Genomic DNA, 11,193 nt, shown 5'->3' with positions numbered 1-11,193 from the left:
ACGGCGATCTGATCGGCGTTCCGGGCAGTTGAGATGCGGTGGGAGATGAAGATGGTGGTGCGGCCCTGCATCACTCGGGCGAGCCCCTGGAGGATGCGCTCTTCCGTGTAGGTGTCGACCGATGCCAGCGCGTCGTCGAGGATGAGGACGCGAGGATCGCGAATGATGGCTCGCGCGATCGCAGTGCGTTGCTTCTGTCCGCCCGAGAGCGTAACGCCGCGCTCGCCCACCATGGTGTCGAAGCCGCGAGGAAACTCGAGAATCTCTGTGCGTATGTGTGCTGTAGCCGCGGCGTCTTCAATCTCGTCGTCTGTGGCTTGCGGCGTACCGAAGGAGATGTTGTGGCGGATGGTGTCGGAGAAGAGGAAGGTCTCCTGCGGCACGAATCCGATGTTTGCGCGAAGCTCCGCCAGAGGGAAGGTGCGGATAGGCTCGCCGTCTACGAGGATCATGCCGGGATCGGCGTCCTGCAGTCGCGGGATGAGCGAGACCAGGGTGGATTTTCCGGAACCGGTGGGGCCGACGACAGCGAGTGAAGATCCGGCAGGGATGCTGAGATTGATGTTGTGCAGTACTGTCGGGCCTCCGGGGTAGGCGAAGGAGAGATCTCGAAACTCGATGTCTCCATTGAGGACGCATTGCGGCAAGTGCGCGATCGATGCGGCGGGAAGTGCGGAAGGGGTCTCCGGATCGGGGTGGCAGGCGACCAGAGCCAGATCGTCGGCGATTTCGGGCTTCTGTTTCAGTAGTTCGTCAATGCGAACGACCGAAGCGGTTCCACGCTGAAAGAGATTTATGACCCAGCCAATCGCAATGATGGGCCAGATGAGCTGCACCATGTAGACGTTGAAGCTGGTGAATTCGCCAACCGTGATTCGATGCTGGATAACCTCGTGGCCTCCGATGAGCAGCGTGATCATCAGGGAGAGTCCAAGGACGAACTCAAGCGTAGGCCAGAGCATTGCCATCAGGCGAACAAGGTGGAGGCTGCGGCGGATGTACTCGCGATTGGCCTCTTCAAAGGAGGCAATCTCAGCTTCCTCCTGGGCGAAGGCGCGAATGAGGCGGGCGCCGGAGAAGTTCTCCTGCGCCTTCGCGGAGATATCGGAGAACATGGCCTGGATGCGCTCGAAGCGGCGGTGAATCCTGTTTCCGAAGTACTGAACGATGACCGAGGCAGCTGGCAGAGGAACGAAGGCGAAGAACGTCAGCTTGGGGCTGATGCGGTACATGAATGGCAGCGCGGCGCAGGTAAAGACCAGGGTATTGGCGCTGTACATGATCGCTGGACCGAGAAGCTGCCGGACCGCGTTCAGGTCGTTGGTGGTCCGAGCCATGATGTCGCCGGTTCTGTGCGTGTTGTAGAAGGCGGGGGATTGGCGTTCCAGGTTTGCGAAGAGATCGTTGCGCAGGTCGAATTCGATCTCGCGCGAGGCGCCGATGATGACCTGCCGTGTGATGTAAAGAAACACTGCCGAGGTGGCGGCAACCAGAAGGAGGCGAAGAGCGTGATAGAGGATCTTCTGCTGGGTGATACCGTGTCGCATGTCATCGATGGCATGGCCAATGACGATAGGCACCAGCACCTTGAGGGTGTTGTACAGGATGACGGCGACGCCTCCCCACGCGAGAGACTTCCAGTACCGTTTGAGGTAGGGATTTAGAGGTTTGAGACGATCCATCATCATGAAGAGAATAGTTTAAGCCGTACCCATTAGATACCGGAGCGATGGCCGAGGTTCTAAGAATTGCCGATCGCTCCGGTGTGTCTCTATCGGTGTGGGGTGTCCTGCGGTGGGGTTCCGCCTGAGGGAGAAGTCGCGGGTGGAGGTGAGGGAGGCTTGCTCGTGGAAGGTTCCGGCGTATCAGCTGGTTTGGCAGGTGCCTGAGCCGGGTTTGCTTCGGAGGGCTGAGCCGCTGGTGCGGGCTGGGGCTTTTCCTCGGGAGGCGTATCGGACTGTGCCACCAGTTCTACGTCGAAGATGAGGTTGGCTTTCGGTGGAATCACGGGAGGACGACCAGATTCGCCATAGGCCAGTTGATACGGAACGTAGAGACGTCGCTTGCCACCGATATGCATCCCCTCAAACCCGGTATCCCAGCCTGGGATAACCCTGCGGGCCCCGTACGGAAACACGATGGGCTCTGCGCCGGGATGATCGTCTGAAGAATCGAACTTGGTGCCGTCGGTCAGCCAGCCTGTGTATCGGACCGTGTAGTACTGTTGCTGCTTTGCCAGATCTCCGGTACCTACCTGCGTGTCGACATAACGCAACGCATAGAGTGCTTTCGGAGTTCCCGCTATCTTCGGGACGTTCGGAGGACTGTCGAGGGGATCCTCCGTCGACGCGGCAGGGGTCTTCGCTGCCGAATGGGTCGCTGTCGTCGGCGACGTGGAGGTGGTCGAGGAAGGGCGGCGCGTGGTGTGCTTCTGCGCTGTTCCGGTCGTCTGGGCCGCTGCGGTTGCGGTGATGAGAGTTGCCACGAAGAGGGAGGATCTAAGAGTCATCTTGCCTCTTAGTGTAGGTCACATGCGTCCTCTCGTGGGCCTGGGCAGAACGGCCCATCCGTATCTCACTGGGACCATTGATGAAAGATCAGACGATTTTGTGCCGGTTGGAGCGACTGAGAAGTTTGAAGATGTGGTCCCATGCAGCCGAAGCTCTGGCTACATGGGACGCAGGGGTTCAGCGTCAGTTGGATGGCAGGGTGACGCGCAGGCTACCGCCGAAGCTTCCCCCGGTGTAGGTGCCTGTAAGTCTCTCGACTGTGGAGGCTCCGGGTGCTCCGGCCGAGGCAGGGAAGTCCGCCGTCACAATTGCGGAGCCACCGGGCTGTATATCTCCCAAACTGGTTGGAGTGAGGGTTCCAGCGGCACTCCCAAGGAATGCGTTTGTAAGTTCCACATCCTGGGCAGTGCCGGTTCCTGTATTTGTGACTGTTACGACGGCCTGGTAGCTGCCATCGCCGACTGCGTAGAGCTTTGCACCGGTCATCAGCTTGACCGAGCCCTGAGAAGCGGGAGTATCGATGACGAGATTGCACAGCGAAATCGTTCCGACCTGCGAGATCGCGTCCCAGTGATCGAGACTGGCGACGCCTGCCTGCTCCGTGCGGAAGGAGTAGTTTGTTCCAATCGTGATTTCGTCCTGTCCCGCGGGAGTTACATAGATGGAGTATTTCTTTGCGGCCACATCGACCACGGCGCGGAAGTGATACTGGACTCCCGCTGCGTAGTTGATGGTGCTGGCCGCAGCGAAGACGCCTCCATTCCGTGCATCGATCTGGCCTGTCGGGTTGAAGCGTCCTGAGATTGCGAGTCCGGTGAATGCCGATTGCGGACCAAGCGAGAGACCGACGTTGGAGTTATTGAGCGAAGTTGATGGTGTCACATCCCATTCCGCGGTGAAGGTGCCTGTCTGGGTTGGAATGGTGCCATTGATCCAGTAGTTCCCGAGCTGCCGAATGCAGGAGTTGCTGAGCGACGTAATGATGAGGAGGGCAGTAGCGGATCGGGTAGTGGATCCATCGCTGGCAGCGACGGTGATGGGGTAGGCTCCCGGCGGTGTTGTGCCCAGGGTGGTAATGGTGAGGGTAGAGGTGGGGTTGGCGCTGCCCACAATTGGGGACGAGAAACTGACGCTCGCGCCTGCTGGAAGGCCGCTGGTGACGCTTAACGCGACGTTGCCAAGATAGTTGGTAGCCGTCGAGAAATTGATCCCGAAGCTGACGGCATCCCCCGCGACTGAGCTGACGGAAGATGGCGATGCAGTGATGGTGAAGTCAGCGGAGGCGGAGTTGATGGTCAGCGTCAGCGGAAGAGCAAAGGTAGAGTTGCCGCTGGAACCTGTAATCGTGATGGGATAGATCCCCGGAGTGGCCGTGTTGGCAGAGGACACGGTGAGGGTCGTCGATCCGCTGCCGGTTACTGTCGAGGGGTTGAAGGATGAGGTCGTTCCGGCGGGCAGACCGGCGACGTTGAAGGAGACGGTGGGGCTAGGATCGCTGCCGGGAACGACGTTGATTGCGAAAGTTGCGCTGCTTCCGGCGTGGAGCGCAGCGGCGGTGGATGGAGCCCGCATGAGGAAGGGCCGCAGCGAAGAGGCGTCGCCTCCATGCGACAGGCTCTCGTAGACCATGATGTGGTATTCGGTTGGATTGGGAAGCTGCCGAATCACGGTGTTGAGATATTCGATGGTTAGCGGGAGATCGAGGCCGAGGCGATTGTGGTACTCGTTGTAGCCGATCTCGTCGGTTGGATACACCTGCAGGGTGACGGTTCCGTTGCAGATGTAGGACGGCACAGCAGTGCTGTTTGCGAGCAGGTACTTCGCATTGAATTCGAGCGCCGAGGTGAGGCGATTCTTGGCGTTGCTGGTGGGGTCGTTATAGAGGTCGACACCCTGGACATAGGCAGTCTCCGCGGCGTCAAGGGCTCCTGAGATGCCGTACTGTGCGTGGCCGAAGTCGCGACAGGTCTCCTGCGAGATGCCATCGACCCGGGAGTCATAGACGGTCTGCCCGTACCAGTTTGCGTTCCCTCGTGGCGCAGGGACAGGCTGGCCTCCATCGGTGTGATAGTAGAAGTAAGCAGGGATGCGCTGCTTCCAGTAGAGAACGCCTTTGTCGAAGGTGGTTCGGTCATCGTTGAATACACCGATATTGATCATTCCTTCGATCATGCTGATCTCCCAGTTCCCGTTGGAAGAAGAGCCATTGATGATTCTGGGAAGAATGACGGTGCTCAACATCGTCTTGAACTGTTGAATGTCGGTGTCCGTCCAGCCCGCATTGGAGTAGCGGATGATCTCGGCGGCGCGGGGAAATTTCTCGCTGTCCCACGCGGCCTGGAGAGGCTCATTCGAATTCGTATAGCCCTTCAGGTTATAGGCGTAGGTATTCAGAATGTTGATTGCATTGGCGGCGTACTGATGGTTGCCGGTGATGTACCAGAGCAGGGCCTGAAGGTAGGCTGCGCTGGAGTCGTTGTCGGCAGCCGAGCAGCCGTAGTTTGGGTTCGAAGTCGGACCGCACTCGATGATACCCGTCGCCGGCGGCCCCTGAATCTGGTAAGTGAGTGATCCGATGTTGCTGTCGAGCGCCTTGAGATACGCGGAGTAGAAGGGCTCTTCATGCGCAGCGACCATGGTCTTGGTGTAATCGAGTTGAGCGCGGCTGACGAGAACTCCGGGATGCTGGAACGCCTGAGCGTCTGCTTTGAGAGAAAGACTTAGGAGGGTGGCTGTGATGGCGAGGAAGAGGAGAAACGCATTTCTGCACTGGACTCTCATGGGGAAGCACTCCTGTTTGTACACGCGCGACGTGTAATCGTGGATGCAAGACACAGGCGGGTAAGGCGGCCCTTTGACTGATCTGGACCGTGAAAGGAATGCTTTGAGACAAACGTATGTCTTCGATTTCTTAACTTATGTTTTTAGATCGCACTAAATAGCCGACAGCCATTTAGCCCGATGCGTAGAAGAGCTGTCAATGTGAAAGAAAGTGCGAATATGCCTGGGGGCCTATTCGTGCGACGGTAGCGCTAACATCGCGATCTTAGGTAGGTGTGCGAAGCAGCAGATACGTTGCCGCAATTCCGAAGAGAACATCGGGAGACCATGCAGCGAGTACGGCGGGGAGCGTGTTGACGTTTCCCATCGCCTGGAAGATTCCATCAACCACCCAGTACGCGATTGCCAGACCGATGGCGGTGGCAATCCCTGCAAGCGATCCACGCTTACCGACGGAGAACGCAAATGGGATCGCGAGAACGGCCATGACAAGCGTTATAAGCGGGTAAGCCAGTTTGCGGTTGAGCTGCACGCTGAGCCGCTTGGTATCAAAGCCGGATTGATTCAGATCGGAGATATAGCGGGAGAGCTCGTTGTAGTTCATCTCCTGGGCGGGACGATCTTCTTTGACGAAATAAGACGGCTGCTCGTGAATCTTAGGAAAGGCGGCGACGGTGAACGGATGATAGGAGGCGATGGTGTCTCCCTCAAAGGTGCGTTCCCACCCCTTTTCAAAGACCCAGTGTCCTTCCCCTTCGTTCCAGTGAGCCGATGAGGCAAAGATCCTCCGTTTCAGAGCGAAGGTATCGGGATCGAATTCGAAGACGGTCAGATTGGCGAAGACGTTTTTTGTCGCGTCGAAGAACTGGTAGTAGAAGATGCGCGTCGGCGATCCGGATGGTCCTGCCTGTCCGGAGATCCATTTCCGATCGGGTCGGAGGAAGGTCTGGGCCGGCTTGTCTTTGATGATCGAGCGGAGCGCTTCCTGTCGCCGGTTGGCGGCCGGAAGATAGAGCTCGTCAAAGGCGAAGAGACACCCTGCGACAAGGAGGGTGGTAAAGAGGACAGGCGCGATGATTCTGTAGATGCTGACCCCTGTAGCCTTCATTGCGGTTATCTCCGACGAACGGGTCAGCGCACTGAAGGTCACCAGCACCGCGACCAGGGCACAAAGCGGCGTGACGTTGTAGAGGATGAACGGAATCAGATTGATCAGATAGTCCCCGACTGTCACCAGCGGAGTGCGGTTGCGGATGATGTCACCGGTCAGCTCAAAAAAAGTGAAGATGAGAAAGAGCGCGGAGAACGAGCACAGGATGAGGGCGAAGTTGGTGGCGTACTCGCGCATCACGTAGTCGTCGAGCAGCAGGGGAAACTGAACATGGAAGGTGCGGCGAAACTTCTTTACCAGGCCGGAGAGATGGAGCCTGCTGCCGCCGGCGGCAAGCTGGCGTCCTCGCGAGGTGAGAGTGAGGAGCCGGTTGAGTTGCACTCCAAGCGAAGAGATGAGGCCCAACGCAAGACCTCCCTGCGACATCTGGTAGAGCAGAAGAATTCCAGCAGCGGCGAAGAGAAGATTCGCCCCCCAGACTCCGAGGAACGGGGAAAGCTTGCCGTTCTTCGCGAAGGCAATTCCGATCTGGGAGAGGAAGTAGTAGATGAAGACCAGCACGATCGTGAGCACAAATCCCGTGGATTTGCCTCCGCGTTTGGAGGAGAGTCCGAGCGGAACGCCGATGAGCATAAGAACCAGGCAGGCGAAGGGGAAGGAGAATCGCCGGTTCAGCTCGATGCGATAGATTCGCGATTGATGACCTGGAACCGAGTTGTCGGGAGAGTTCCCAAGCCTCCAGAGCTCCCGCATCGGAAGGGCGAGGATCGGAGTGTCAGAGCGGCCAAGATGCGGGTCTTCCTGCAGGCCGGTCTGGATAGGAAGATCGGTGGAGGCAAAGGTCGAGATGTTGTACTGATTGGGATCGGTGGCTGAGGTCTGATGCTGGCCGCCCTGAATAAGGTGCAGGCGTATGCTTCGAGGATCGTTGGAGACGACGACTGCCTGATCGGCGGTCGTGATGTTGGGATTCGCCGGTTGCGTCAGGTCCGCGAGGAAGACGTGGTGCCAGAGCGCGGCGCCTTGTGCCGGGCGAATGTCCTGAATGTAAAGGACGTAGTTGCGGAAGTCCTCGTAGAAGACGCGAGGCTGAACTTCGAAGGACGCCTGACTGCTGATGAGGGACTTCTTGAGAGCGAGCGTGGCGGCAGCGGATCGTGGCGCAAGGTAGAGCGAGTTGAAGAGTCCCAGCGCGACGGCCAGACCGGAGACGATCGACACTACGCGTACGAAGCTGAGTACGCCGATGCCGGCGGCCCGCATCGCGGTGATCTCGGAGTCGGCTGCGAGACGCGAGAGCCCGAGCAGAATCCCGACGAGGACCGACATCGGGATGGTGACGATGAGGAAGCTGGGAAGAAGGTAAGCAAAGATGCGAAGAACGTCCGTCAGCGAAGCCGAATCACGGACGACAAGCGCCACGATGTCGCCGAGGTCGCGCATAAAGAGCACGAAGGTGAACAGGACGCCACCGAGTATGGCGTGGGCGCTGACTTCGCGAAGGATGTAACGGGTCAAGATACGCATGCTTCTAGTTCTATGTTTGAGTGTACGCGATCCCCCTCCCCTACCGAAAAGCGTGCAAAGTCTTCTAAATAAAGTTCTTAGCTTTGGACCTCTGCTACAGCAGTTCACTTTCTGGCGGAGCAAAAGAAAAGCCCGGCCAAGGGCCAGGCTTCTTTTCTCTATGGCTCGATTTTATCAGGCGCGTCAAGAAAGACTGTGGAAAAGAGGGTCTCGGTGTCATTCCGAGCGGAGCGCCTCCACGGGATTGATGGAGGCGGCGCGACGGGCTGGGATGAAGCTGGCTAGCATCGCGGCCATTCCCAGCAGGAGTACTACTGCGGCAAAGGTCTGCAGGTCCCAGGACCGGGTTCCGAAGAGGAGACTGCGCAGGAAGGCCGCCGACGCGATGGAACAGAGGATCCCGGCGACGATGCCTACGATGGTGAGCCGCCCTGCTTCCTTGAGGACGAGCTGGTAGACCGAGGCTCGTGCGGCGCCAAGGGCCATGCGGACGCCGATCTCCCGGGTGCGCTGGCTGACGGAGTAGGCGATGACGCCGTAGAGGCCAATGACGCCCAGGAGGAGAGCGAGAGCGGCGAAACCTCCCACCAGCCAGGCGGCAGACCGGTGCAGGTACGCTGCGGGTGAACCATCGATGCGCTGCTGCATGGTCTGAGGATCCATGGTGCCGATGCCAGGGTCGACCTGATGAATCCCATTGACCAGAGCGGGGAGCAAGGACTTCTCATCGCCCGAGGTTTTTACGACGAGAGCGTAGAAGGTGTCAGAGTCCTGGTTATACGGCTTGTATTCGGCGGGCCAGATCTCTGCATCGAGAGAGCTTTCCCGGACGTTGTCGACGATGCCGATGACCTCTTTAATGGAGTCAGGCTTAAGATCACCGCCACCGTATTTCTTGCCGATGGGGTCTTCTCCAGGAAAGTATTTATCAGCGAAGGCTTTGTTGATGACGGCGACGCGAGGGCGACTGTGGTCCTCTTGTTCGGTGAAGATGCGTCCACGCAGCAGATGTGCCTGGATCGTCTTGAAGTAGTCAACGCTTACGTCACGCTCGTTGACCTCGTTATGCTCTCCATGGAAGGGATGGCCGACGACGCGAATCCAGTCGGTGTTGCCGTTGCCAGTGGTGGGAAGCACGCTGGTGGCGGCGGCAGAGGTGACGCCGGGCAGGGTGGAGACGCGAGCGAGGATCTTGCGGGTAATGACGACAACTTCTTCATCCTTCGGGTAGCTCTTTCTGGGGATCGAGACATAGAGTGTCGCCAGGTGAGAAGGTTCAAACGCGAGATCGACGTGGAGAAGCCGGTAGAGGCTCTTTCCCAGGAGACCTGCACCAACCAGGAGAACCACTGCAATGGCGAGTTCGACGATAACGAGATTGGACCCAAGCCTGCGCCAGAGGGTGCCGGCAGAGCCGCGATCACCTTCGTTGAGCGCCTCGCGCATGGAGGAGACAGGCAGGCGCAACACTGGCGTGAGCGAAAAGATGGCCGCAGCGATGAGTGAGACGATGGCGGCAAACAGAAGCACATGCGAATTGAGAGTAAGCCGGCTGATATAGGGCATGCTGGAGAGCATGTCTTTGGAGACCAAGCCAAGCAGGAGGTGCATGACAAGGTATCCAGCGGCGAGGCCGGTGGCTGCTCCCATCGAGACGAGAACGAGTCCTTCTGTAATGAACTGGCGAACGAGACGTGCAGGGGAGGCTCCGAGGGCTCCCCGAACGGCGAATTCGCGGCGGCGGCTTTCGGAGCGGACGAGTAGAAGGCTGGCCACGTTGACGCAGGCGATGACGAGAAGAAGGATGGCTCCGGCAAGGAGGATAAAAAGAATTGGACGGATGGTCCCAACGATGAGCTCTGAGAGGGGTGCGAGTGTGGCACCCTGATCGCGATTCGAGCCGGGGTATTGAATCTCAAGCTGCTTTGCGATCGCGGCCATCTCGGTTTGTGCCTTCTCAAGAGTCACGCCGTCTTTGAGCCGGGCGATGGCGAAGAGGTTATGGCAGCTTCGGCGTTTCTCGCAGTTGGTAAGCTGGTGCATCGTGGTCCAGAACTCCGCATTGCCGCGAGGGGCGAATTCAAAGTCCGCCGGTAGGACGCCGACGATTGTGGTGGGGTTTCCGTCGAGGGATACGGTCTGGCCGATGATATCCCCGCGTCCTCCGAAGCGGTGCTGCCAGGTCGAGTACGGAAGGATGGTGGTTGCGGGTGCGTTGGGCTGGTCTTCCCCGGAGTAGAAATCCCGACCGAGAATGGGCCGGACACCGAGCGTGCGAAAAAAGCCATCCGTGATGCGAACAGCGGGGACGGGCTCGATTCCGGACGGCGTCGCAAGGAGATATCCGGTCCCGGTGTAGGCGTCCAAGGACGTGAAGACTTTATTTAAACGCTGCCAGTCGCGAAAGTCCTCGTAGGAGAGATTAGAGCGAGGGAAGGCGACACCATGCTCCGCAACATCAACCAGACGTGTGGGATTGGCATAGGGAAGTGGCTTGATGAGTGCAGCATCGACGAAGGCAAAGATGGCGACGCTGGCTCCGATCCCCAGCGAAAGCATGAGGATGGCGGTGATGGTAAAGCCGGGAGAGCGGCGAAGCTGCCGCAGGGCATAGTGAATGTCCTGAACGATGGTTTCGAGAAGAGGAAGTGTGCGACGCTCGCGATGAGCCTGTTTGGTGCGTTCCATGCCGCCGAGTTTGCGCAGGGCATCGCGGCGGGCTTCGTCAGGCGACATGCCTGCGCGCAGATTGTCGTCGATGTGCAGTTGAAGGTGGCTTTCGAGCTCCGCGGAGAAGTCGCTCTCCCGCTGCTGGTTTGGAACGATCCCTCTGAGTCTACGAAACCATGCGCGAATGAGATTCATGATGGATCCTCCGAAGGAGCAAGAAAGCGGGCCACGATAGCAGTTGTCTGTTCCCAGCTGCGAGTCTCCTTCTCGAGAAGGCGGCGCCCGGATCGGGTCAGGGAGTAGAACTTGGCGCGCCGGTTATTCTCCGACTGCCCCCACTCTGAAGCGATCGCGCCCTCCTGCTCCAGACGAAGCAGGGCGGGGTAGAGGGTGCCGTAGTTCAGAGAAAGCAGCTCGCCGCTGGTCTGCTCGATTCTCCGGGCAATCCCGTAGCCGTGGAGCGATCCCATGCTCTCGAGAGTCTTGAGAACCATCAGAGCCAGCGTGCCTTGCCAGACGTCGGTCTTGTCGCCCATGTGTCTCCTATTGCTTTGCCATAGGAGTATGGGGCAGTGATCTATGGGAATGCAATAG

6 protein-coding genes are annotated in these 11,193 nt (G+C 58.7%); all 6 read right to left on the bottom strand.

The features are described from left to right. Window positions 1–1,685: ABC transporter ATP-binding protein (locus JAO29_RS22475; RefSeq protein WP_334270521.1), on the bottom strand; the 1,685-nt coding region annotated here is incomplete at its 3' end. A gap of 86 nt (window positions 1,686–1,771) precedes the next feature. Beyond that, a complete protein-coding gene (locus JAO29_RS22470; protein WP_334270520.1) occupies window positions 1,772–2,509 on the bottom strand; it encodes an FKBP-type peptidyl-prolyl cis-trans isomerase in 738 nt (245 codons plus the stop codon). Between the two features lie 184 nt (window positions 2,510–2,693). Continuing rightward, window positions 2,694–5,291, bottom strand: coding sequence for an alginate lyase family protein (locus JAO29_RS22465; RefSeq protein WP_334270519.1), 2,598 nt, complete (start codon window positions 5,289–5,291; stop codon window positions 2,694–2,696). A gap of 265 nt (window positions 5,292–5,556) precedes the next feature. After that, the gene (gene lptF, locus JAO29_RS22460; protein ID WP_334270518.1) at window positions 5,557–7,929 is read right to left on the bottom strand and encodes an LPS export ABC transporter permease LptF; all 2,373 of its coding nucleotides are present in this window, start codon (window positions 7,927–7,929) and stop codon (window positions 5,557–5,559) included. A 216-nt stretch (window positions 7,930–8,145) separates the two neighbouring features. Continuing rightward, window positions 8,146–10,794 (bottom strand): ABC transporter permease, encoded by a 2,649-nt coding sequence (locus JAO29_RS22455; protein WP_334270517.1) that lies wholly within the window; start codon window positions 10,792–10,794, stop codon window positions 8,146–8,148. Further along, window positions 10,791–11,135, bottom strand: a complete 345-nt coding sequence (locus JAO29_RS22450; protein WP_334270516.1) for a PadR family transcriptional regulator — start codon at window positions 11,133–11,135, stop codon at window positions 10,791–10,793. The genes JAO29_RS22455 and JAO29_RS22450 overlap by 4 nt, the downstream gene beginning before the upstream one ends. Window positions 11,136–11,193 lie beyond the last annotated feature (58 nt).

It is taken from the genome of Edaphobacter sp. HDX4, assembly GCF_036877565.1.
GTDB lineage: Bacteria > Acidobacteriota > Terriglobia > Terriglobales > Acidobacteriaceae > Edaphobacter.
The sequence above is the reverse complement of the archived record's forward strand: the minus strand, read 5'-3'. Positions and strand labels throughout refer to the sequence as shown.

Bases quoted from the DNA above. Each gene is read 5' to 3' on its own strand.
- lptF (WP_334270518.1), bottom strand. From the start codon at position 7,929: ATGCGTATCTTGACCCGTTACATCCTTCGCGAAGTCAGCGCCCACGCC.
- JAO29_RS22470 (WP_334270520.1), bottom strand. From the start codon at position 2,509: ATGACTCTTAGATCCTCCCTCTTCGTGGCAACTCTCATCACCGCAACC.
- JAO29_RS22450 (WP_334270516.1), bottom strand. From the start codon at position 11,135: ATGGGCGACAAGACCGACGTCTGGCAAGGCACGCTGGCTCTGATGGTT.
- JAO29_RS22465 (WP_334270519.1), bottom strand. From the start codon at position 5,291: ATGAGAGTCCAGTGCAGAAATGCGTTTCTCCTCTTCCTCGCCATCACA.
- JAO29_RS22455 (WP_334270517.1), bottom strand. From the start codon at position 10,794: ATGAATCTCATTCGCGCATGGTTTCGTAGACTCAGAGGGATCGTTCCA.